We start from the raw sequence: 25,425 nt of genomic DNA, 5'->3' as shown, positions 1-25,425 counted from the left end.
TTCTTATCCTCCCAAAAATATTCTCTTAAACTCTTCTATATTTTTTGATTTTTTAGCTTTTTCTACTTGACTATCTTTATTTAAGAATTCTCCTAATTTTTCATAATAAGCATTCATTTCTCCAATTTCATCTCCTACAAATAAGGAGTAGATCAAGCTTACCTTTTCGGCTTGCCAGTCTATAGGATTTTTAGGAATTAATACTATTGAAAAGCTGTCCGTATCTACATTGTTTAGGATATGTGGTAAAGCCACGTTGTTATAGGCTGTAAAGGACATTTTTTCTCTTTCTCTAAATTGTTTTAGTATTTCTCCAGCATCCAAGTTGGCTTTGCTCGATGCTATTTCTGCTATGAATTCTAAAGTCTTTTCTTTGTTTTCTAAATTACAGTCTTTGATAAAGATAGAATTTTCAAATATTTTATCAATTTCTCTCCTAGCATTTTCATTAATAATACTATCAATGTTGTCGAAGTCTCTTTGTTTAAATATTACATCTACATAGACGATAGCTGTACTTGTATTAGCTTTTATGTCAACAGATGACACAATAAAGTCAAAGCTATCAAGGTCTACCTTATCGATATTATTTAAATCAATGAGGGTTAGTTTGTTGATTTGATCTTTATACTTTTTTTCTATCTGGGTCTTCATTATTTGAGCTGAGGAATTGCCAGAGCCGCATACTACTAGGATGTTCCTCTTTTCATTTAGTGGACTTTCCATAGCTGATGCAAAATGAAGGGCTAGGTAGCCAATTTCATCATCTGGAAGGTTGGATTTGTAAATCTTAGTTAAAGGTCTACTTGCTATTGTTGCCAACATAAAGGCTATTTGATTGTTTTTGATATCATCCATAATCGGATTTTTCATTGGCATGCCATAACGCAGCCTCTCAATCAAGGGACCCAAATGCAAGGATAGGGCAAAAAACAAATCAATGTTAGACCTAAAATCATATTTTGTAACCTTGTAGACTTCATCAATCATTTTTTGAGCTAGAGATGATACTTCAGGAGAAACTTTCTCATAGTTGGTTACGGCATTTTTTGTAATCAAATGCATTGTTAAGTAGAGAATTTCATCTCTAGGAAATTCTACATCAATATTTTTACTTAATTCATCTACCACAATTTTTGCTATATTAAATTCATCATAAGTTATTATCCTATTTGATATATCCTCGGATATTTTAATAAATTTACCATCTCTTATTCTAAGTATGGATATATAAATATGGATTACTAGGTTTTTGAAGTTAACATAGGGTAGATAATAGGATTCTGGAAATTTTATATTAGAAATTATATCTTGTATCTTATAAAAAAGGTCCTCATCCTCATCCTTAGCAAAAATCTCTGCGTCTTCTCCTATTTCATTTCTTATTGCAAGTCTTATGGCTTTCTCATCACCAGATATTTTCATTCCATAGTAGGGTTTACTAATAAGTTTTATATTATATTCACTTAGAAGCTTTCTTACTTTTTTTATATCTTTATTGATTTGAGAAAGTGAAACATAAAACATATCCGCTAATTCTTGTTGCTTAATATAAGAATTAGAAAACAGAAGGAGTTTTAATATACTCTCTATTCTAAATTCTTTATTAGGATTTTCTTGATGAAAATATGCGTATTTGAACCAGTCGTGTTTCAGGAATTCTTTGAACATATCCTCATCGTATATCTTAAATATATAACCTTTTCCTGTTTCTGATTTTACTATCGCCCCCTTATCTTTTATGTAGGAATTTAAAATCCCTATTTCTTTTTGAATGGTCTTTGAACTAAGTTCTAAATTATCTCCAATTTCTTGTGATGTATGAAAGCCATAGTCACTTGTTAGAAAATCAAATATTTCCTTAATTCTTGTCTCAATCATATAATCACCCTTAATAATAAGTATAATAAATTCTTATGAAACCTCAACACAAACATTTTCCTTAACTTCTATATATCACTTGTTAGGAATTTTATTATATTATTTTAAGCAATATCTATCCACTATCTTATACATTGCAAATATCCATATCTTTTGTATACTATTAATGATATAAAATATAAGGAGGGATTTTGTGAATTGTATTATTGCCCAATCTGGTGGGCCTACTTCTGTTATTAATTCATCATTAGCTGGTGCTATTAAGGCGGCTATTGATTTTGGTTATGAGCATATTTACCTTAGTCTCCATGGAATTGAGGGAATTTTGAAGGTCGATTTTAGGGAAGTTGATAAGGATAAGTTTGATGGGATTATTGATAGGCTAAAGTCTAGGCCTTCTTCTATCCTGGGATCTTGTAGGTATAAGTTGGCTGATGATTTTGATGATCCATCTTACGAGAAGATTTTTGCTAATCTAAAGTCACTAAATATTGATACCTTTGTTTATATAGGTGGTAATGACTCTATGGATACTGTTACCAAGCTTAATTCTTATATGGAGGAGAAGGCTATTACAGGGATTAATGTTGTAGGTTGCCCTAAGACTATTGACAATGATCTTAATGGGATGGATCATTCTCCAGGTTTTCCTTCTGCTGCCAAGTTTATTGCCACTACTCTAAGGACCTTGAGGACTGATGTGGATATTTATGATCTTAAATCTGTCACAGTCGTTGAAATTATGGGCCGCCATGCAGGCTGGCTGGCTGGATCTTCTCTAGTAGCCAATTATGATTACCCAAAAGACCTTGTAAATTTGGTCTATCTTCCTGAGATGGATAAGTCTATAGATGAGATGATGGATGAGATAAGTGAGAAATTAGCTCATGAGAATAATCTTATTATCGCCCTAGCTGAAGGCTTTAGGGATAGGGATCTTGCCCTTGACAAGATTATGTTTGACCATGCCAAAGACGGTTTTGCCCATCCTATAGTAAGTGGTGTCGGTATAAGGCTTGCTGATTATATCAGAAATAATCTCGGCATCAAGTCCCGTTGTGTTGAATTAAATATCCCTCAAAGGACTTCTGCTATTATTAGTAGGGTTGATGCTGATGAGGCCTTTAATCTTGGCTATAGGGCTATGAAGCTTGGTAGGGATAGGACTGATTTGGTTCCAGTTTTGAGAAGAAAGTCAAGCGATCCTTATGAAGTTTTCTATACAGAGGTTAAGCCATCAACCATAGCCAACAAGGAGATGAAGATCCCAGAGGCTTGGCTTAAGGATTTTGAGACCCTAGAAGCTAATATGATTTCTTATACTCTTCCCCTAATCCAAGGAGAAGTTGACCAAGTTTACGAAGATGGTATGCCTGTCTTTGTAGACCTTGACGTCTTTATTAAGTAAGAATTTATAAGACTAGAAAAATGGACCAGTAGAATCCACTCGGATCTTTCTACCAGCCCATTACTAGTCTTTTTTATTTAACTATTACAGCTATTCCATCAGGTATTACTGTAACTATTGAGTCCTTACCCATTATTTCATCTGCCTTTTCCATAGCTTCATCTAGGCTCTTAGCTGGAATGAAGTGGAAATCTTCTAGGATCTTGCTATCGTAATCTGATACAAAGATTACTGCCTTAGCCTTTAGGAGAATTCTACATAGGATTTGTGATTCCCATTGATCAGGAATAGTTTCGATTTTTGGAGTGTCTAAGAATTTTTGGTAGAGTTTTTCTACATCTGGCTCTTCTATGAAGGCATTGTAGAAAGCATCTCCACCTGTACCATCTCCAGCCTTACTAGCTACTATGATTACACCGCCATCTTTGAGGCTGGCTTCTGCTGCAGTCATAGATTTTACAGTTTGATAGATGTTTTGATCTAGTGGATAGCCACCGTTGGATGTGATAACTATGTCTGCTTCTTTCTTGTCAACGCCTGCCTTATCCTTTAGCCAATCTGTACCTACTTGGTGGGCCTTTTCAAGGTCACCTGCTACTGCATAGATTATTTTCTTTTCAGAATTTATTACTACATTTACGATATATTCAAGACCTAGGGCCTTGGCAGCTGCTACCATGTCTACGTGGATAGGATTATTATCAAGGTTACCAGTTCTTGCGTATTGGCTATTGATAAACTCTGCATTGTGGTTATACATTACTGCCTTTCTTGAACAACATCCTGGGAACACGCTCTTTCTTCCACCAGAAAATCCTGCAAAGAAGTGAGGTTCTATAAAGCCCTCTGCTACTAGGAGATCAGCTTCTGCTGCTAGTTTATTTACAACTATATCTCCACCTGAAGGAAGTTTTTCGTCAAGGGTAACTAGCATTGACTCGTCATCACAGTCGTGGATATAGATATTTTCATTATTATATATTTCTTCTCCAAGCTTGTTAACTAGCTCTTCCTTAGAAGAATTTCTGTGGCAACCTGTTGCAACTAATAGGGTAATGTCAGCATCAGGGTTTCCTTCTCTAATTTCTTCTAGCATAGGAGGCAAGATAAACTTGCTTGGTACTGGCCTAGTATGGTCGCTTATTAATATAACTACCTTGTCCTTGCCAACAGCAAGATCTTTTAGTTTAGGAGATTCGATAGGGTTCTCCATGGCCTTTTTTACAAGAGTCGCTTGGTCATCTGTTGGGGTGTACTCTTCCAAGTGACTGGTTAAAATCCCTAAAATTCTACTATCATCGATTTCAGTTTCTTGATAAGTTTTGTCGTATGGTACTTTTATATTCATATAAACTCCTTCTGCCCTCCTTCATGAAAAGCTTTTTCTTGTTTTTATTATACAAAGCCGGGTCGATTTTTTCAAATTTTTTATTAACTTTATTAGATACTTTATCTTCCCTTGATTGTAATCTTTCTAATATTTTTCATATTTTCAGAGATTATAAATATATATAAGTCCTTTTCACTTCTAATGCTAGTTGCAATAGCTCCGTCTTTTTCTTCTATTTGATAATCATTTATAACTTCTTTTATTTCTATAGAATCTTCTTCTAGCAAATCTTTTCTTAGCTCTTTTCCATTTATCCTAATAGAAGAAAGGTCGGTGGTTTCTGATACAGTCGATGTTAGCTTGATAGATCGTATCTTTAAATTATCTATTTTACTCATATCTCCTACAATTTTTATAAAAGTCGCCTTAAATTGGTTAAATTCATAAATTGTTTTTTCTTCAAGGGTCATTTTATTTTTATAGAAAATTTCACGATAAGAGGAATCATCTTCTGATATAAAAAACCTATATACTTGGTCTTGACTAAGGATTTCTATATCACCGATTAGCTGTTGGGTGTCAAAATAATAAACAATCTCACCCTCTTCTAATCTTTTCCCCAAAGCAAAATCTTCTATATAGGCACCTTTTTTGTAAGTTTCTTCTATAACTTTGAGTTTTAATGTAAGAGGAAGTTTTAAATTAAAGTCTTCTACATGAGCTCTTATATTAAGCTCTCCTTTTTCCCAAAGCTCATCTATAGAAAAATTATCATAAAAAACTTTCGATCCTGTAGGCAATATTTGACCCTTATTGTCTATAAGAGAAGTTTGCTTAGGTAAAATCAAATCCTCATAAGGGTAAATATTTTTGGTTAAATTCAAAGCTTCTAACCTATATGACCTATCCTTTAAATTATTTAATATTTTATTCTTAAGTAAGCTAGGCCCTTCTACTTTATCATATGTTCCTATCTTCTTTTTAAATGAATTTTCTAAGTTTATCCTAGTTTCTCCAAGGTCTTTGTTTTTTGCAGTAATCTCTATAGGTCCTGACTTCAAGGCCCTTACTACAAGCAAAAGTCTTCCTCCATAGGCTTTCTTATGGTCTGTCAAAAAATCACTAAAATCGCTTTGTAAGCCATTATCAAGGGCTAGTATCTCCGCATTTGGCGAAACTTCTATATGAATTTCATCATCCCTGCTATCGAGTATATCCCCCCTAGTATCTACTATATCAATGCTTATAAAGTTAATATTATCATAGCCATCTCCCATATTTTCATAATAAGGACTTAAGCTAAGTCTAGGAGCATCTTTGATACTTGTTATAAAATTTCTTCCTATAGTATTTTTTATTACATGGCCATCATTATCATAGGATATGGCCTTTATTGCCCCTTCTTTAAAAGGAATTTCCCAGGTCATAACTAAAGATTCATATCCTTTTTTTCCACAAACTTTCCTATAAGTATGGCCTGCCTTAGTTTTAATTTCTTCTAGGCTTTGTTTTCCCAAAGACTTCTCTTTTCCCTTTTCATCAATGAAAATAAGTTCTACCTGATGGGCATTTGTATAGACTGTAATAGGAATATCTCCCCCTATTTTTTCCATATCCTCTTTGTTATAGCTAGGAAGAATATGTGTTGTTATATCCTTATCATTCCATTGGGACCTATAAAAATAATATGAGTCCTTGGCAAAGCCTGCTAAATCAATTATTCCAAAGAAAGAAGACCTAGGAGCAGGGCTCCCATAAAAATACCCCCTGGTTATTCCATTGTATGGTGTTGGCTCTCCTAGATAATCAAATCCTGTCCATACAGCCTCTCCTGCAACAAAGTCCCTTTTAATAACATCATACCAAGCCTCGCTCGCATAGTCTCCCCAGCCTACAGTAGACTTATCAAAAGAAGTTAATCTCATGTCTTCAGATAAATCCCCATCTATCCTATCATAGGTTGCTCTAGAGTTTACAGAGGATACTGATTCGGATTGCCATAAAATCCAGTCAGGATGATCCTTATGAATTTTATCATACTTAGCACCATTACAATAATTAAGGCCAACAATAGCCCCTTCTTTAGTTAGATAATCTTCCATCTTGACAAATATCGGATCATAGCCATCTCTTAGGCTATTATCTCCCAAGGTCAAGATCCTATTCTTATCAATCTGTTTAGAGAAAGTCAATAGATCTTCTAGAATATTTGGATATATAGACCTTTTGGCCTGGTTAGTTCCACACAAGATTTCATTTCCTAAAGAATAGGCTATAATTGATGGATCATTATAGTCTCTTTTTAGAGTTTCCCTTAAATCATATTGGGCCCAGGTCATATCTTCACTTGAAAACATAAGCTGACTTTGACCAATTTTTTTATCGAAGAACCTAGAATAATCGTTATAATCATTATTTTTATCTAAAATCCAACCATCAAATATTTCTTCTATAAGAAGGAAGCCTAGCCTATTAGCAAGGTCTATAAATTTTCTTGAAGCTGGATTGTGAGTTACCCTAATAGCGTTTGTTCCCATATCTTTTAGGATATTAAGCTTTCTTTCGCTTGCTCGGTAGAAGTCTCTAGCCCCCAAAGCCCCATTATCATGATGGAGACATACTGCCTTTAACTTCATATTTTCACCATTTAGACTAAAGCCAGTATCCTTATCAAATTTATAATATCTAAAGCCATAAGGAGTTTGTATGGTATCTAGGACTTTATCCTTTTCTTTTATAGAAGATACCAGCCTATATAAATTAGGATTATCCACATCCCAAAGCTTAGGATAAGAAATTTTAAATTCTTGGATGAATTTTTTTGTTAGATTATTATCAATTATAAGTTTGTCACTTTCGTAAGATTTAATGAACTTATCTTCAAAATATAGGTCATGACTTATAGTAAATTCTCGTCTTATAGGTGATTTGTTTATTATCTTACTTGAAATTTTTATGCTAACTTCAGAATCTCTATCTTCTAAATTAGAAGTGTCTATCCTTAAGCCATAAAGGTCAAAGGCCAAATCTTCTGTTATTATAAGTTTAGCAGACCTATAGATACCAGAGCCTGAATACCACCTTGAAGTAGGAACGGGGTTATCAACCCTAATAGCTAAGGTGTTGGGCTTATCTATATACAAGTAGGAGCTTATATCAAAAGCAATTGGTGTATAACCATGGTGATGACTGCCTAGATATTTACCATTTATATAAAAATCGCTATCACAGTAGATTCCATCAAAATATAAAATATATCTTTTCGCCTCACCTACTATGAATTTTTTCCTATAAAGTCCCACCCCTCCAAGTTTATAAGCACTTTGAGCTTCTCCAGCCTCGCAGTAGGGTCTACTTATAGAATAATCATGGGGTAAATCGATATCTTGCCAAGATGAATCATCAAAAGCCGTTTCAAAAAATCCTGGAGCATCCCCTAAAGAAAATTGCCACAAGTGGTCAAAGTCATATGACCTCTGACCTACGCCTACATATTCTACTTTCCTAATTTCACTATTTATTTTCATGACCATCCTCTCTTATTTCAGGTAGAAGATTTAAGCTAAATTTAAGTTCTCTTGATTTTATTAAATCCTTATGACTTATCCTAGTTTGCCTATATTTTTTACCATCTAGGCTTATACTACCCACAAATTTCTTATGAGGATAGTTTTCTTCTACCCTTATTGTTAACTTATTGTCATTATAAAGATTAACCTCCATCTTGTCAAAAAGGCCTATACCAAGCTCATAGAAGCCACTTCCAGGACTTAGTGGGTAAATTCCCATAGCTGATAAGATATACCAAGCTGCCATAGACCCATTATCCTCATCACCAGGAAAGGCTCTAAAGTCATAAGAAAAATAATTTAACAGTAAATTTTTCACTAGGTATTGGCTCTTCCAAGCCTTACCCACCAAATTATACATATAAGGAAGGTGGAAAGATGGTTGGTTATAAATTGACATTTGCCCAAAATGAGAATCCTTCATTTCGACCATCTCATGGATATCTTCCTTGTAGGCTCCTACTTTATAGGCCGAGTCCATATTTGATAGCCTATCAAGTCTTCTTTCAAAAGCTTCTTTTGAAGTAAAAAGTTCTATTAATTTATCATAATCATTGTAGGTATTATAAGAATTTTGGTAGGCTGAGCCTTCTGTATAAGGAGAGCCCCAGGCTAGAGGATCAAAATCTTTTTGAAAATTCCCATCCTTATCCTTGGCTAGTAAAAACTTAGTTTTTTTATCAAAAAGCTTAGTCCAAGTATGGGAATAATCCCTATACCTATCCCTTATCTCATCTTCGCCTAAGATATCACACACTACTGATATAGAATAATCAGAAAGGCAATTATCTAGACTTTGATTTACTGATTCATAGTAATTACTAGGTATGTATCCTAGGTCCCTAAAGATTTTGCTGGCTAACCTTCCATATTTTCCCTTAGGATCTTCTTTGTTTGAAGTCTCTATCATGGCAGACAAAAAGTCCCTTGCCTTGTCAAGTCCGATACCCTTAGATAAGCTATCTGCTATAATATTATCAACTAAAGTTCCTGGCATCATACCTCTTTCATCAGGTGATAGCCACTTAGGAAGATAAGTTGTTTCCTTGTAGAAATTTAAAATCCCTTCCAAAATATCTTCTAAATCTTTCTTAGCTATAAGGCTTAAAAGTGGAAAGAGAGTTTTTTGTCCATCCCAGAAACCGATATTAGTAAAATATTTTCCCTCATATACTTTCCTATCCTTGGTATTATAGTGGTAGGCCTTACCAGTCTCATCCACTTCATAAAATTTCATAGGGAACAAAAATGCCCTATATACACAGTGGTAAAAAAACTTCACTTGGTCTTCTCTATTATAGGGATCATATTTGGAGAAGTTATCACTGTACGCCTTATTTTCTATCTTAAATATATCAAAATACTTATCCCAAGCCTTTTTACTCGCAGTAATCATCTCTTCTAGGTTATCTGGGCTTTTGTAATAATTATAGGCTGCCATCTTATTTGATATGAAAGATGTAGCAGCTTTTAGCTTTAAATTTTTACTAGAAGTTAGGATATAATAACCATCTCCCTCTTTTTTTAAATCGAAATTTTTATCCAAGCTCATTTTAATATACATGGTTAGCTTATCATCTTCACACTCTGTAAAATTTATTACTTTGCCATAGATATAATTTCCCTTTTTTTCTAAACTAAGACCCTCGGCTCCTAGTCTAATCTTGCCATTAGCCTTGCTATTTAGACTTATGATAAAAGATTCTTCATATCCGCTAAAAGTTAGCTTATCTCCATTTTCATAATTTAAAATAGAAAAATTCGGCCTCAAGATAGACTCTCCCACCTCGTATCTTACATATTCATTTTCTGAGAAGGGTAATATTTCTAGATAAGAAAAATCTCCCATCCAAGGACTTGGCTGGTGGGTTAATCTTAAGCAAAGAAGTCTCCTATCATTTGGATTAAAGAAAAAAGAAGAATCTTCTCTACTTTTTAAAGTTAGATAATTATTGCCATGGGGGCTTCCTACCAAGGGCAGGGTATTCCCATTAGAAAATTCTCTAGTTGAATCACTTCCAAGTCTTATATCTGTATATCTCTTATCCTTTAAAGTATCCTCTATTATACCCATCTTCTACCTTCCAAATAAATTTTGCTATACTTATAGATTAACTCTTTCATAGCTGTGACATCTTTTATTATCATAGACCTTGCCCTATCATCACTTATCCTGGCCTTATATTCATTTTCAAATGATTCTGGTATAGTAAAGGCTCCAAATTGTGAGATAAAATCTTGCCTATCTTTTTCCTTTAAATTCTTCTTTAAAAAATCTATCTTGTCTATTATTTCTAGACCCTCTGCCAAAGACTCAAGCCTAACAGAGCTTGCTGGTCTCTTATCTTTCTTTATATCCTTGCTAGGATAGATAAGGGAAGTATCCCCCGACTCAAAATAATAAAAAGATAAGTCTGACCTAGGATCTTTTACATAAGCGTCCAAGGCCCACCTGAGGAAGCCATCAAAGCCATTTAAGTAAGCATAAATAATTACAAATATCGCCTCATATGAATCTGAATAGATAAAGGTATTTGGATATATACCGCAACAAATATATAAGCTAGTATATAGGCCAACTTCTTTTCTTTCTTTAACATAAGATAGGCAATCGTAATTTATACTTGGCAAGTCAAAGGAGATTTCATCAACCTTGTTATATAGGCTAATATTTTTCTTATCAAAGGATGTTTGGTAGGCAACTTTAAAACTTTTCCCATCTTTATTCTTATATGGTTGCAAAAAATCTAAAGCTTCTTTTACTTGACCTACTTTCCTCTCATCAATTGCTATGTAGGTTCTATCAAAGAGATTTTTTGAATCGAGATGAGCTATAAAATCTCTTAAGAACTTATGCCAAAAATCCCTATCAAAGCCTTCTTTGTCCCAAGGTATGAGAGAAAAAGCATATATTTTCTTAAACTTATCTATCCCTAAATTTACATAAGAATCAAAATGTTCATAATTAAAGCTTAAGTCCTCATGACTTATCCTTACCATAGATGGATATGGATCATAAGTCTGATGGTCCCAAGGCTCATCGATTATACTTGTAGTTAGGGTATCTCCCCTATAAGCCTTATATAAATTAAAAACTTCGCTTAAAATTTCCTTGTGGTCTTCCTTAAAAAAATTTTCATCAGAGATTTCATAATACCTAGCCTCAGAGTATGGGTACTGCCAAAGATTTAAATCAAAATCTGCTCTAGTCTTATCTATTGGTAAGATTTCAAAGGATAAGTCCACTTTTAAGCTCTTATTTAGATAATCTATAAAAAGACTTCCTTTATATACCCCTTTGTCTTCTAAGGATGTTGTAATATAAAGATAAAAATAATTTATAGACTCTCCCTCAAGCCTTAGTGAATTTTCATATTCTATTAGGTCGAAAGCTTCTATTTTAGGGAAATTCTTATCTCCATCTTTGCTAAAAGATCTCCCTATATGTCCCCTTACCTTCTTAATTGTTCTAACTTCTAGCCTATCTTGTTTAATTATAAGATTGTTGGATAAAAAATCGCTAGTCCTTATATTTATATCTATAGGATAAGGTTTCTTATTTGATATTCCATATTTAATAATAAGCTTATCTCCCCTATAAGCGTAGGAGCTAATATTGCTTTCATCTATTTTAAAGTCCTGTACGGATCTTGTTTGTAAAATAAGTAAGTCATCATTTTCAAATATCATAAGTCCTCCTTAGTAATATTGTACAAAAAAAGGCTTTCTTAGCAAAGAATTTCTAACTGGCTAAGTATTTGATTTTTAATATACTATATATGAGTTTTTAAGCACTTTAAATAAAGGACTTTATGTGCTATAATCAAGGTATTCAAGACATAGGGGGAAGTATGAATATAATTATAGTCGGTGCAGGTATAATAGGCTCCTACCTAACAAGCCAACTGGCCGAAGAAGACCACAATATCCTAGTTATAGAAAAAGATAAAGATATATTAGATAGACTACTAGCTGTAAATGATGTGATGGGAATTTTGGGAGATGGAACCGATCCTAAAATCTTAAAGGAAGCTAATATCAAAAACTGCGATATCTTCGTAGCCCTTACCCTAGAAGATGACATCAATATTATAGCCTCAGTTATGGCCAAGAACCTTGGTGCTAGATATACCATAGCCAGGGTAAGGGAACCAAAATATACCAATGATGTCGAATTCATGAGATCATCCATGGGCGTTGATAATATTATCAATCCTGAATACTATGCTGCCAAGGAAATTCAAAGGACCCTCAAATACCCTAAGTCCCACAGCGTAGATTCCTTCTTCCATGGTGCAGTTAATATGATCCAGCTTGAGATCAAGAAAGACTCCGCTATGCTAAATAAGTCCTTGATGCAACTTTCTATGGAAGGCTACCTCAAGGATGCACTAATTTGTATAGCAAGGTACAAGGACAATATATTTATCCCCGCAGGTAATCATGTTCTTAAAGAAGGTGAGTTTGTCCATATTGCAGCAAATAAATCAGTCCTTAGTAGGATTTATAAGTCTGAAGTAGGAGATGAGGGGTCTATAAAAAAAGTAATGATCATAGGGGCATCCAGGATTTCCTACTACCTTACCAATTTGTTACTAGAGAGAAATTTTGAAGTTACCATTATGGAGATTAACAAGGAAACTGCAATTTCTATCCAAGAGGCCTTCCCAAAGGCTGTAGTTATCAATACTGACGGAGCAAATCCTGATGTCCTTACAGAAGAGAGGGTTACATCCTACGATGCAGTAATCGCCCTTACTCCAACTGACGAAGAGAATATTCTCATCTCCCTTCTAGCCAAGAGACTGGGTATCAGTAATATAATAACCAAGGTAGATAATACCAAGCTTCTTAAGATTACCGGCCTACTAAATATTGACGATGCCATTACCAGTAAGCGTGCTGCCAGCGACTTTGTCCTAAGACTAGTTAGAAGCAAGGAAAATGCTAACGGCTTTTCCATCAAAAACCTATACAGACTAGAAGATGAAAATGTAGAGGCTATAGAATTTAATATCATAGAAGATAGCAAGATTATAGGCAAAAAATTAAAGGACCTTCCTATAAAGAAGAACACCCTAGTAGCCTACATCAAGGATGGCCCTTATGGCAAGATTTCCATAGCCAACGGTAATTCTACTATCAAGATCGGCGATAGGGTCCTAGTTATGACAACCAACAAGGATTTCTCTGAAATTGATAATATATTGGAGGAAGAATGAATACAGGTATTATAAAATATACTCTAGGAAAATTGCTAGTAATCTTGGCAGGTCTTATGTGCCTACCCCTTATAGTCTCCCTCATCTACAGGGAAAATATGATAGATGTCTTATCCTTTAGCTTGCCCATATTAATTTCATTTGGACTAGGCAAGTACCTTCAAAAAAAGGGCGATAGTAGTGGAGATTTTTACCTAAAGGAAGCTATGTTTATAGTTGCTGCTGGTTGGATTATCTTCTCCTTATTCGGGTCCTTGCCTCTACTAATGACCCCAGAAGAATACAATACTCCCATAGATGCTATCTTTGAGATGGTATCAGGCTTTACCACAACAGGAGCAACAGTTGCAAGAAGTGTAGAGTCCCTGCCTAATTCTATAATATTTTGGAGATCCCTCTCCCACCTAGTAGGAGGTATGGGAATCTTGGTCTTTACCCTGGCAATTCTACCAAAGACCAACAGGAACTCATCGCTCATAATGCAAGCAGAAGTCCCAGGACCAACCTTTGGTAAGATAACATCCAAGCTATCAGATACAGCCAGGGCCCTCTATATAATTTACCTAATAATGACACTAGTAACTGTAGTCTTTCTCTTGTTTGGTGGAATGAGCCTATTTGACTCCTTGATCCATGCTATGAGTACTGCAGGAACGGGTGGCTTTGGTAACCGAGACCTATCTATCGGCTATTATAATTCAAGATATATAGAAATAGTTTTGTCCATAGCCATGTTTGCCTTTGGGGTAAACTTCAATGTCTACTACTATTCTATCTTTAGAACCCTAAGAGAGGGAACTGATAGTGAAGAGCTTAGAGTCTACCTAGGAATCACAATTGGAGCGAGCCTCCTTATCTTCCTAAATATCTTCTCAAGCTATGCAGATAAGTCCTACGCCCTATCAAACTCCTTCTTTGCCGTAACTTCAGTTATGACAACGACAGGTTTTGTATCAGCTGACTTTGGCACTTGGCCCCTATTTTCAAGACTGATATTAATATTCTTGATGTTTATTGGAGGATGTGCAGGATCTACTGCAGGAGGACTCAAAGTATCGAGAGTTATAATATTGGTAAAACGTGGTATCAACCAAGTAAGGCAATCCCTCCATCCTAGGAGAATAACCATGACTAGACTCGATAAAAAAAGAGTGGACGAAGAAACCGAGACATCAGTTGGCAAGTACTTTGCACTTTTTATCCTAATCTTTGTAGTCCTTATCCTAATAGTTGCCCTTGATGTAAATGACTTCCAATCAGCCTTCACAGCAGTAGCAACCACCTTCAACAATGTAGGCCCTGGTATAGGAGAATTTGGTCCTCTGGGAAGCTTCGCAGAAATAGGCCTCCTATCAAAGATATCCCTAACCATAGCCATGCTAATGGGAAGACTAGAAATATTCCCAATCCTCCTTATGCTAAGCCCTTACACCTATAGGGACCTAAGATCAAAAAGCAATAAATAAAGATTGACGGGGCTATTGTAAGAACACTGTGTTTACAACGCCTCAATATTGTAATATTCTTTAAGCAAAGGAGATTAACTATGGCTACAATTAGAGAAAATGGCACCTCTTTTAAATTAAAACTAAATTTCCCAATCAAGGAAACTATAGAATCTATAGATGTAGGAAGAAGAATAGCTACGGATAATAGTCTATAATTCTATGATAATATGATGATTTGAGGAAGGCTCTTGAAGTATAAAATAAAATTTACCAAAAATTTAAAAAAGACCTAAAATAAGCTAAAAAACAAGGAAAAGATATTGATAAGCTATTCGAACTTGTAGGCAAAATTGCTAAGGCTGAAAGACTAGATGAAGAATATAGAGACCATTTATTAAATGGAAACTATAAGTGGACTCGAGAATGCCATGTAGAACCAGACTTTTTTCTAATCTATGAGAAGTTTGATGACATTTTGGTTTTATCACTCGTAAGGACTGGATCTCAGTCTGATTTAATTAAATAGAATGTTTAGCACCTATCGAAAGGTAGGTGCTTTTTTGATTCCCAAAATTAGGAGGCGAAGTATTGGTAATGATAATAAAAGGATGCCACCCCTTAGTTTTAGGACAGCATCCATAAAATTATTATATTTTTCACTTGGCATCTATTAATTTTGTTGGCTTAGCCTAGGATTTTTAATTAAAAAACTTCCTTTCGATTCTTTCTTTGATGGCTTCGACACTGAAGCCTAGTTCTTCGATTACTTCATCTCCCTTGCCTGAGATGCCAAACCTATCGATAGCTATGTTTAGACCATTTGATCCTGTCCATTCTCCCCAACCGAAGCTAGATGCCATTTCTATGGATACCTTTCTTACATTTTGTGGGAGGATTTTTGCCTTGTAGGACTCGTCTTGGGACCTAAATAGTTCCATGGATGGCATGGATACAACTCTTACTTTTTTGCCGTCTGCTTCTAGGGCCTTAGAAGTATCTAGGGCTAGGGCTACTTCTGATCCTGTTCCTATTAGGATTAGGTCAGGGTTTTCTGCATCTTTTATGATGTAGGCACCCTTTTCAATTCCTTCTACTTGCTCTGTTTCTTCTAGATTTCTTACATTTTGACGGGTTAGGGCTAGAACTACTGGGCTTTCCTTACTCTCTAGGGCTATCTTCCAAGCAAGCCTTGTTTCATTGGCATCTGCTGGCCTAATAAGGATAGCATTTGGAATTGATCTTACCATGGCAAGTTGTTCGATTGGCTCATGGGTTGGACCATCTTCTCCTACAGCTACACTATCATGGGTCATAACATAGGTTAGTGGAAGCTTACCTAGGGCAGATAGTCTTAAGGCTGGTTTTAGGTAGTCTATGAAGACAAAGAAAGTAGATACATAGTGGAAGGAACCTCCATGGGCCATAATTCCATTTCCTATAGCAGCCATGGCAAATTCACGAACTCCATAGGCTACATTACGACCTACTGGATTTTGATCTGTCATAGCATCTTCACCACTTATATTAGTTTTGTTAGATGAAGATAGGTCAGCACTTCCACCCCAGAAGTTTCTTGTAAGTTTGGCAATCTCTTGGATTATCTCTCCACTTGATGACCTGGTTGCTATATCCTTCATGGAAGAATCATAGGATTTAATTTGATCCATAAAGTTCTCAGGTAATTTTCTATTAATTCCCATCATTAGTTCTTCGTAGTCATCAGCATAGGATTCTTTATAAGATGCTAAAAGTTCTTCCCAAGCTTTTTCTTCTTCCTTACCCTTGGCTAGAACTCCTTGTCTAAAGGCATCGTAGACTTCTTCAGGGACTTCGAAGTCCTTGGCTTCCCAGCCATAAACTTTCTTGGCTGCCTTGAAGTCATCTGCTCCGATTGGCGCTCCATGAACCTTGTTAGTGCCTTGATTTGCTGAACCATAGCCTATAATAGTTTTAATTTCGATTAGGCTTGGCCCTTCCTTATTTTCCTTGGCCTTTTCTATAGCCTCATAAATATCTTCGAGATTATTGCCGTCTTCAACCCTTAGATAATTCCAGTTAAGAGCCTTTGCCCTCATTTCAATATTTTCAGAGAAAGAATCTGATAGGTCTCCATCAAGGGAAATATTATTTGAATCATAAAGAACGATTAGCTTGTTAAGGTTTAGATGACCTGCAAAGCTCATTGCTTCATAGGAAATACCTTCCATCAAGTCCCCATCCCCACATAGGGCATAGGTGTAGTGGTTTATAATATTATAATTTTCCTTGTTATATAGACCTCCTAGGTGCTTTTCAGCTAAAGCAAGACCTACAGCTTGACCTATTCCTTGGCCCAAAGGACCTGTTACAACCTCAACCCCTGGTGTAACTCCCCTCTCAGGATGACCTGGAGCCTTAGATCCTACTTGTCTAAAATTCTTTAGTTCATCAATAGATAGGTCATAGCCTGCTAGGTGCAAGAGAGAATAAAGCATGGCAGAACCATGACCTGCTGACAAAACAAACCTATCCCTATTAAACCAATCAGGGTTTTCAGGATTAGCCTTCAAAACTTTATTAAACAAAACATAAGCCATAGGAGCAGCACCCATAGGTAGACCAGGGTGGCCACTATTAGCCTTTTCGATTTGGGCAATTGATAAAGCCCTAATTGCATTAACTGCTAATTGATCGTTATTAGTAAACATGAAATCTCCTTTTTAAATCTTCTACTTATACTTTACTATAAATCGTTTTATTTTTAAGGAAAAAGACCCATAGCCGAAGCTACAGATCTCAAAATTATTTTCCTTCAAAAGCCTCCCAATCTTTCTTAAACTTATCGATGCCTTGGTCGGTCAAAACATGGGACCATAGCTTTTCAAAAAGATTGCCAGGAACTGTCGCTATATGGGCACCAGCAAGAGCTGCATCTTCGAAATTCTTGATACTTCTAATAGATGCCGCTATAATCTCACAATCGAAGCCATAGGTATCTATTATAGTCCTTATATCATAAACTAGCCTCGCTCCGTCTTCCCCCATATCATCAATCCTTCCCATAAAAGGAGAAACATAACTTGCCCCAGCCTTCATGGCCATAAGAGCTTGGGACAAGGAGAAAATCAATGTACAATTTGTCCTAACGCCTTCCTTGGATAGGATATTAATTGCCCTTAGTCCATCTTCAGTCATGGGGATTTTGACAACAATATTATCTGCCCACTTACTAAGATCTCGTGCCTCCTTGACCATGGACTCATAGTCATAAGAAGTAACCTCAGCTGATATCGGACCCTCGACAAAAGATGCTATCTCAGAAATAACTTCCTTAAAATCCCTCCCCTCCTTATTGATAAGAGAAGGATTAGTAGTAACCCCATCACATAGCCCCAAATCGTTAATTCTTCTAATCTCATCAACATTCGCTGTGTCTAGAAAAAACTTCATAACCTACTCCTTAAAAATATAAAACTGGAATCAAACAATCTCATATACTATATTTAACTCAAACAATTCTTTCCTATCCTTTACTATCTTATTTATCCTAGAATTCACGCTATTAGGTATAAATTGAGGCTCTATACAAAAGCCTTTTCTAGCTTTGCTAACCTCACTTTCAATGATATTGCTCCCTGTATAAAATTGAAAGGCTTCTTGGTCAGAATAAATATTTAGGACAATATTCTCATGTGAGACTCGGGCAAGTTTAATTATATCTTTATCCTTAGAATCACTGATGTAATTTATATCATAGCCATAAGTTCCGATAGAAGAATTTTTAAATTTCTTCATCATATCACTTAAATAGCTATCCTTTCTAAGGTCAAATTCTGTCTGATTAACGCTGTCAATAGATCCAATAGGAATTTTTTCTTCATCAAAAGGAGTATATTTTGAACTATAAATCGTAAACTGATGGTTATCCATAGTATCATCATCGCTCAAATTAAAATAAGTATGATTAGTGATGTTCATAATAGATTTCTTAGCTGAATTAGAAATATATTTTATTTCTACTTTATTAGAATTAAGTCTAAATTGAGCCTTCACATCGCTTAAGAAGGGGTCGGCTTTATAAAGGCTCAAAACTATTAGATCATTGTTAATTATTTCCTCAGTCCAATATTTTCTATCAAAACCATATTTCCCAGAATGAAGATTAGAGTTTCCATCATTTTTCTCCCAAATCATTTTCTCTCCATCTATTACAAATTCAGCGTTTTTTATTCTATTAGCGTTTGGTCCTATTGTAGCACCATAGAAATTCTTATCTTCTAAGTACTTTTCATTACTTTCATAATTAAGGACAATATTTCTCTTATATTTTTTAGAATAAATTTCTTTAATCCTTGCCCCATAATCGATTAGTGTAATACTTAGATAATCATTCTCTATAGTAAATTCTTTCGTATTATAGCTCCTGCAATTTCTTATAAACATCTTTTAAAGATTTATAGGTGCTTCTATAGATATCATAGTATTTACTATATTCTTCATGATAACCTCGATTGTACATATATTTTTTATCATTTTTTATTGCAATATTAACTGCACTTTTTATATCCTTATATCTTCTTGATCCTACAGATGCCAATATAGCAGCTCCTAATGTTGTACCTGATCCCTCTTTTAAAGTATAAGTATCCAACTTAAAATTATCACTTATCATTTGGCAAAGGATTTTACTCTTACTTCCTCCTCCTGTTAATGCCATTTCTTTAATATTAACATTAGCAGTTTCTCTCATAGCATCTAGACAATCTCTCAAGGAGAATGAAACTCCTTCAAATATTGACCTTGATATCTCTTTCCTACTATGAGTATTGGTTAATCCTATTAGGGTTCCCCTAGCATAAGGATCCAAGTGTGGTGATCTTTCTCCCATTAGATAAGGCAAATATACTAGCTTATTTGATCCTATCTCAACTTCATCAACATCTTTATTTACCTTTTCTAAGTCTTCATTTGGGTAAAGATTTCTCTTTAGCCATTCAAGAGAAAGCCCAGCAGCTTGAGTTACTCCCATTACGTGCCATTCATTTGGTATAGCGGCACAAAAAGTATGATATCTACCTTGATTATCAATAACCATATTTGATGTATGAGCAAAAACTACACCACTCGTTCCAATAGTTGTAAAGGCATCCCCGTCTTCTATAACACCACACCCTATGGCTGCAGCTGCATTATCTCCTGCTCCAGCGACTATGCTAACCTTAGCCGAAAATCCATACTTTAATGCTATATCTTCCTTTAAATACCCCGTTACTTTACAAGACTCATATACCTTAGGTAGAAGTGAGTAAGGTATTTCCATTTTTTCCAATAGATCTTTATCCCAGCATCTATTTTTTATATTTAACATTTGCATTCCACTAGCATCTGATACATCTGTTGCGAAGTCCCCTGTTAAATAAAATCTAATATAATCCTTAGGTAGTAAGATCTTATTACACTTATCAAACAAATCTTTTTCATTATTTCTTACCCATTGAAGTTTGGCTAAAGTAAATCCTGAAGATATAGGATTAGCAGTCGTTTTGATTATATAGTCATAACCTAATTTTTCAGTAATTTCTACAACCTCATCACTACTTCTTTGATCTAGCCACAAAATAGCATTTCTTAAAACCTTGCTATTTTGATCAAGCATTACAAGTCCATGCATCTGACCAGTAAGACCTATACTCTTTACTACTTTCATCTGATTAGGATAATCATCCTTTAGATTCAAAAGAACAGTGTTTAAGGCATCTATCCAGTCAGAAGGATTTTGTTCTCCCCAACCATTTTGAGGCTCAATAATATCATATGAGCTGGTTTGGGCACCTATAATTCTGAACTTTTCATCATACAAAATAACCTTTATAGATGATGTTCCTAAATCTATTCCGATAAAATTCACTTTTATCACTTCGCTTCAGGATACTCGTTACATAACAACCTATATGGTGCTTCATCTTCCTCTATTTCGGGGAATCTACCAACATCTTCATAGAATCTGTTATCATTATCATCATCATTGCATTTAGAAACTTCTCCAACTAAAACTGATCCTGTACCTTGTTTTACAGAAAATTTATGATATTGATGAGGCCACAAAGTAATGCTTTCGCCTGGTTTTAATTCTATTGTAGTTCCAGGCTCAACATAATATTTTCTACCATCAGAATCCACCAAAACTCTTTGATCTGAAAGTCCACCATCACCATCATCATTATAAACTGTTATCTGAAGCACCCCTCCATACCTATTAATTATATCTTCTGATTTATTCCAATGGAAATGAAAAGGGAAAGTTTGTTCTTCTTTTATCATAATTACTTTTTCTGCATAAACCTTATTATGTGTACTATTGAATTTGGGATTACTATTACCATTTCTACAGGTAAATAAAGAAAAACCTACTTTTTCAAAATTATTTAATCCCGCATCAGTAATGTCCCATCCTAATTTATTACTTCTAATTTCATCATATTCATCACTAATATTTTTCCAATCATCAGGAGTCCATTCGGAAAATGGAGGTAAAGTTATATGTGCCTCCTCTAAAAATTCTTCCATATCTTTTATAGCATTATTTATTTCAGATCTTTTCATAATATCTCCTTTGTTCTATTCCTCTTATATTAATTGTAAAAGAATATACAAAGATAAATTTATCCTTGTATATTACATACATGATTTTATTTTATTTACTTAACTGAACGTTAAATTTTCTATTTCATCTTCTTCAATAGATTTAATATCTTCAGTAGGTAATGTATTCATCTTTTTTGAGTCCCTTTTTAAAAATTGCAATACTATCGCAAAAACTAACGATCCTATTATTAATGCTAAAAGCCATAAGAAAGGATTATTGAATCCTGGCATTGCTATTAAACCTCCTGAAGGAACACTTGATTCTACTCCCCAATAACCTATTAAAGCTCCACTTACAGCTGAGCCTATACCAGTGCAAATTGTTATTCTTATTAGATCATTTAATATTATTGGAAATGATCCTTCTGTTATTTGGAAGCATCCCATTACAAACGCTGTCTTTAAAGAATCAACTTCTTTATTTGAAAATAAAGAACTCTTACCTCTTAATTTAGAGATAAAGTATCCTATTGTTAAACCAAAAGGTGCTATCATGCTCGCTTGAATTAAATTTGCAATTATACCACCATAACCTTCACTCAAGGCTCCAGCACCAAAAGTGAATACAACTTTATTAATTGGACCTCCATAATCTATTGAAGATAGTACTCCTACCAAAGCTCCGAACAAGACTGATTGACCCTGGTTATTTCTCATACTCTCTAATAAGTTGTTTATAAAATTTGTTAATGCTATTATTGGTATACCAACTGCATATTGCATTACTAATCCAGTAACTATTGTAACTATGAGTGGTAATATAAGCTGTGGCAACAATCCTTGTAACCATTTTGGTAATTTTGCTGTTTTTAAAATAAAACTAGTCAAAAATCCTACTAAAAATCCTGTTACTATTCCACCTAAAAATCCATATCCGTTAAATTTACACAATAATCCCATAGTAAAGCCTGGGGCTATACCCGCTCTATTTGCTATAGAATATGATATTCCTGTAGATATAATTATAGGAATAAATCCAAGAGCCGTTGCTCCTAATGTACTAAATAAATTCGGAATAGAAATCGTTTCTCCAGTAAGTTCTATAACACTACCACCAAGTAAATTTCCTATTACCATTAACATACCGGTTGAAGCAACATAAGGAATCATAAATGCTATAGCGGTCATTAAATGCTTTCTAAAATTTATATTTTTCATGTTTTACTCCATAATCATTTTTTCGATTTTTTGTATTATTTTATCTGCTGAATTTATAACTAATCTTGTTGGCACTTCAACAACTTTTTTATTATCAAATCTATCTCTCTTTAAAATGCTTACATCTACTGCTAAAATCACTACATCAGAAGAGTCTATATCTTCTTGAGATAATTCATTCTCTATACCAATAACACCCTGTGTTTCTGTTTTTATTTTATGTCCTCGATTTTTTGCTGCTTCTATTAATTTTTCTTGTGCAATATATGTATGAGCTATTCCTGCTACACATGCACAAACACCTACTATCTTCAAAACCATCTTCCTCCTAAATAAAACATTCTATGATATCTTTTTTAGTTTTAGAACTTAACAATTTTTTTAAAGTTTCTTCATTAGCTAATTTTTTAGCCACTTCTGATAAAAGTTTTAGATGATTTCCAGCAAATTCATTATTGTTTTCAACAACAAACATAATTATCATTTTTACACCATTACCATCTAAACTTTCCCATTCTATCGTATTATTAAGTTTTGATATGCATAATGTAGTTTTAACAACACTATTACTTTGACCATGAGGAATAGCAATATAATTTCCTATCCCCGTCTCTCCTAAACTTTCTCTTTTATAGACATCTTCTAAAAAATCTTTCGAATCTTTTATATAATTATTGTCATATAAAGTATTAGCCATTTCTTCAAGTGCTTCTTCTTTATTTTTACTATTAAGGTTGAGAAGAATTAATTCCTCTTTTAATACATCTCGTAAATCCAATTTTTTTCTCCTAATATAATTTTAATTTATCATCAGATCTAAATAATTTTATCTTATGTTCAATAACTTCTTGCATTTTTTTAATACATCTAGGATATATTACATTTGGTTCTCTAACCCCTTTGTCAGTCAATACTTCTCTGCACTCCTTATAAAAAGCCGCTTTAATATCTGAAGAAATATTAACTTTATTTATACCATTTCTTACTGCTTCACTTATCTCACTATCTGGATTACCTGATCCGCCATGTAAAACTAAAGGAATATCAACTAATTGTTTAATTTCTTTTAAAATATTTATTCTTAATTTAGGTTCAAAACCTTCTGGATATAATCCATGAGCAGTTCCTATAGCAATAGCTAAAGTATCACAATCTGTTTGTTCTACAAAATCCTTGGCATCTTTTGGGTTAGTATAAATAATTTCATCTGCACCACCCTCTACACTTTCTTTATCTTGTCCTATAGTTCCTAATTCTGCTTCTACAGAAACATTAAGAGGTCTTGACATAGAAATTATTTCTTTTGTTAATTTTATATTTTCTTCAAAGCTTAATAAACTAGCGTCAATCATAACTGATGTAAATCCATCTCTAATTGCTCGCAATATTTGCTCTTTAGTAGAACCATGGTCTAAGTGTAATACAACAGGTAATTTTGATTTATTCGCTCTATCCTTAATCATTTCTACGAAACTATCACCTATAAATGATAATTCATCTGGATGTATTGCTATAATGACTGGAGAATTCAATTGCTCACACTTTTCCATAACTCCATTAAACATAGGAGCTGAGGATATATTAAAAGCAGGCACTGCAAAATCGTTTTCTTTAGCTACTTTCAAAATTTGTTTCATATTTACTAGCATAAAATCTACCTCCAATGTAATAATATTTCTTTTTAACGCGCCAAAAAAGAATTTTATGAAATTTTATTTCTTATATGAAAGATGTACCGTTTTTTTTTATTTTGTCAAATCCTTGCCAACTTTTTTTTAAAAAGTATATTATCTATACAATAAAGTGAGGATAATATGAGTCTGTTAAATAAAAAAGTTCTAGATACCATACGAGATAAATATAGCGATCTATATTCTGCTGAAAAAAAAGTTGCAGATTTTATTCTTAATAACCCTAATAAATCTGTAAATATGAATGTTAGTGATTTATCTAAAATCTCAAAAGTTAGCGAGGCTACAGTTGTTAGGATGTGCCAGCATTTAGGGTTTAAAGGATTTTATCAAATGAAATTACTACTAATGAAAGATATTGGAAGTAATCACAAAAATAACGAGAATATTAATAATCCGATAGAATTTATTAAATCTAAAAGGTTTTCAACATTTGAGTCTATTAATTACGAAGAAAATTTAAATTCTATTGAAAAATTAATTAAATCAATTCAAACATCAAATAATATTTATATTGATGCAGCAGGAAATACTATTCCTATAGCTAACGACCTAGAGTTTAGACTTAATAGACTTGGTTTTAGAGCTTTTACATCTCAAGTATCTGAAAAAATTATAAATTATATTATTAACGGTGAGGATAATGATATTTTTATTTCAATTAGTAACTCAGGGCTATCTAAATCAGTGTTACAATCATCAGAAATTGCTAATAATAAAAATTTAAAAAGTTTTGCAATAACATCCGATATTTCTTCTCCATTAGCTAAGCAATCGGATTATTGTATATTTTCTGGCAATAATTATCTAGTCAAATATAACCAATTTCATGGTACAGAATCTCACATAGGTGAACTATTTATTAATGATATAATAATATTTTCACTTTCATACATTCTTAGCAAAAGTAAAACTGAAGGAAAACTTGACTCTGAATTAGAATATTTTTCATCTTGGAAAATGTAGCGTATTAAAACTATCTATATTATATAGTTTTTTAATTTTTGATATAATGTTCAATAGATTCGCTTCATTACATGAAATACACAATTTTCGATTTTATAATTAAATAACTATGGTGATGTTGAAAAGAA

At 33.8% G+C, this 25,425-nt stretch carries 18 protein-coding genes and 1 pseudogene; 5 read left to right on the top strand and 14 right to left on the bottom strand.

The genetic code is table 11. The features are described 5' to 3' along the window. Positions 1–3: 3 nt before the first annotated feature. Complete coding sequence (locus MUN42_RS00790; protein WP_243342369.1) at positions 4–1,881, bottom strand: BglG family transcription antiterminator; 1,878 nt, start codon at positions 1,879–1,881, stop codon at positions 4–6. 193 nt (positions 1,882–2,074) lie between these two features. On the opposite strand from MUN42_RS00790, the gene MUN42_RS00785 reads away from it, so the two are divergent. Next, positions 2,075–3,289, top strand: a complete 1,215-nt coding sequence (locus MUN42_RS00785) for a diphosphate--fructose-6-phosphate 1-phosphotransferase (RefSeq protein WP_243342368.1) — start codon at positions 2,075–2,077, stop codon at positions 3,287–3,289. Positions 3,290–3,362: 73 nt separating this feature from the next. Here the strand turns inward: MUN42_RS00785 and larA are convergent, their stop codons facing one another. From larA to MUN42_RS00765, 4 genes are all read right to left on the bottom strand, one after another. Further along, the gene (larA, locus tag MUN42_RS00780) at positions 3,363–4,637 is read right to left on the bottom strand and encodes a nickel-dependent lactate racemase (protein WP_243342367.1); all 1,275 of its coding nucleotides are present in this window, start codon (positions 4,635–4,637) and stop codon (positions 3,363–3,365) included. Positions 4,638–4,738: 101 nt separating this feature from the next. Continuing rightward, a complete protein-coding gene (locus MUN42_RS00775; RefSeq protein WP_243342366.1) occupies positions 4,739–8,146 on the bottom strand; it encodes a sugar-binding domain-containing protein in 3,408 nt (1,135 codons plus the stop codon). After that, positions 8,133–10,262 carry a GH92 family glycosyl hydrolase gene (locus MUN42_RS00770; RefSeq protein WP_243342365.1) on the bottom strand — a complete coding sequence of 710 codons (2,130 nt, stop codon included), beginning with the start codon at positions 10,260–10,262 and terminating at the stop codon, positions 8,133–8,135. Before MUN42_RS00770 ends, MUN42_RS00775 begins: the two co-directional genes overlap by 14 nt. After that, positions 10,253–11,878, bottom strand: a complete 1,626-nt coding sequence (locus MUN42_RS00765) for a DUF4091 domain-containing protein (protein WP_243342364.1) — start codon at positions 11,876–11,878, stop codon at positions 10,253–10,255. The genes MUN42_RS00770 and MUN42_RS00765 overlap by 10 nt, the downstream gene beginning before the upstream one ends. A gap of 161 nt (positions 11,879–12,039) precedes the next feature. Here MUN42_RS00765 and trkA point away from each other — a divergent pair, with 161 nt between their 5' ends. The 3 genes and pseudogenes from trkA to MUN42_RS00750 all read left to right on the top strand — a co-directional run bounded on the left by trkA (position 12,040) and on the right by MUN42_RS00750 (position 15,384). Continuing rightward, a complete protein-coding gene (trkA, locus tag MUN42_RS00760) occupies positions 12,040–13,410 on the top strand; it encodes a Trk system potassium transporter TrkA (RefSeq protein WP_243342363.1) in 1,371 nt (456 codons plus the stop codon). Continuing rightward, positions 13,407–14,876 (top strand): TrkH family potassium uptake protein, encoded by a 1,470-nt coding sequence (locus tag MUN42_RS00755; protein ID WP_243342362.1) that lies wholly within the window; start codon positions 13,407–13,409, stop codon positions 14,874–14,876. The genes trkA and MUN42_RS00755 overlap by 4 nt, the downstream gene beginning before the upstream one ends. Before the next feature lie 230 nt (positions 14,877–15,106). Further along, positions 15,107–15,384, top strand: a pseudogene (locus MUN42_RS00750) (type II toxin-antitoxin system YafQ family toxin). 172 nt (positions 15,385–15,556) lie between these two features. Here the strand turns inward: MUN42_RS00750 and tkt are convergent. The 9 genes from tkt to MUN42_RS00705 form a co-directional block, all read right to left on the bottom strand. Next, positions 15,557–17,545 carry a transketolase gene (gene tkt / locus MUN42_RS00745; protein WP_243342361.1) on the bottom strand — a complete coding sequence of 663 codons (1,989 nt, stop codon included), beginning with the start codon at positions 17,543–17,545 and terminating at the stop codon, positions 15,557–15,559. Between the two features lie 94 nt (positions 17,546–17,639). Then, positions 17,640–18,287, bottom strand: coding sequence for a fructose-6-phosphate aldolase (gene fsa, locus MUN42_RS00740; protein ID WP_243342360.1), 648 nt, complete (start codon positions 18,285–18,287; stop codon positions 17,640–17,642). Positions 18,288–18,317: 30 nt separating this feature from the next. Further along, the gene (locus tag MUN42_RS00735) at positions 18,318–19,280 is read right to left on the bottom strand and encodes a hypothetical protein (protein ID WP_243342359.1); all 963 of its coding nucleotides are present in this window, start codon (positions 19,278–19,280) and stop codon (positions 18,318–18,320) included. Further along, positions 19,252–20,745: a xylulokinase gene (gene xylB / locus MUN42_RS00730; RefSeq protein ID WP_243342358.1), complete on the bottom strand. Its 1,494-nt coding sequence runs from the start codon at positions 20,743–20,745 to the stop codon at positions 19,252–19,254. The genes MUN42_RS00735 and xylB overlap by 29 nt, the downstream gene beginning before the upstream one ends. 5 nt (positions 20,746–20,750) lie before the next feature. Next, positions 20,751–21,440, bottom strand: coding sequence for a D-lyxose/D-mannose family sugar isomerase (locus tag MUN42_RS00725; protein ID WP_243342357.1), 690 nt, complete (start codon positions 21,438–21,440; stop codon positions 20,751–20,753). Positions 21,441–21,539: 99 nt separating this feature from the next. Continuing rightward, complete coding sequence (locus MUN42_RS00720) at positions 21,540–22,640, bottom strand: PTS fructose transporter subunit IIC (protein ID WP_243342356.1); 1,101 nt, start codon at positions 22,638–22,640, stop codon at positions 21,540–21,542. A gap of 3 nt (positions 22,641–22,643) precedes the next feature. Beyond that, positions 22,644–22,961 carry a fructose PTS transporter subunit IIB gene (locus MUN42_RS00715; protein WP_243342355.1) on the bottom strand — a complete coding sequence of 106 codons (318 nt, stop codon included), beginning with the start codon at positions 22,959–22,961 and terminating at the stop codon, positions 22,644–22,646. Between the two features lie 7 nt (positions 22,962–22,968). Further along, positions 22,969–23,418, bottom strand: coding sequence for a fructose PTS transporter subunit IIA (locus tag MUN42_RS00710; RefSeq protein ID WP_243342354.1), 450 nt, complete (start codon positions 23,416–23,418; stop codon positions 22,969–22,971). A gap of 10 nt (positions 23,419–23,428) precedes the next feature. Then, entirely contained in the window at positions 23,429–24,289 is an 861-nt protein-coding gene (locus MUN42_RS00705) for a ketose-bisphosphate aldolase (RefSeq protein ID WP_243342353.1), read from the bottom strand. Positions 24,290–24,454: 165 nt separating this feature from the next. Between MUN42_RS00705 and MUN42_RS00700 the strand changes: the two genes are divergently transcribed. Beyond that, the gene (locus tag MUN42_RS00700) at positions 24,455–25,297 is read left to right on the top strand and encodes a MurR/RpiR family transcriptional regulator (RefSeq protein ID WP_243342352.1); all 843 of its coding nucleotides are present in this window, start codon (positions 24,455–24,457) and stop codon (positions 25,295–25,297) included. Positions 25,298–25,425: the final 128 nt, after the last annotated feature.

Origin of the sequence: Anaerococcus sp. AGMB09787 (genome assembly GCF_022808955.1) — a bacterium.
Lineage (GTDB): Bacteria > Bacillota > Clostridia > Tissierellales > Peptoniphilaceae > Anaerococcus.
This window is presented reverse-complemented; position numbering and strand designations above follow the sequence as displayed.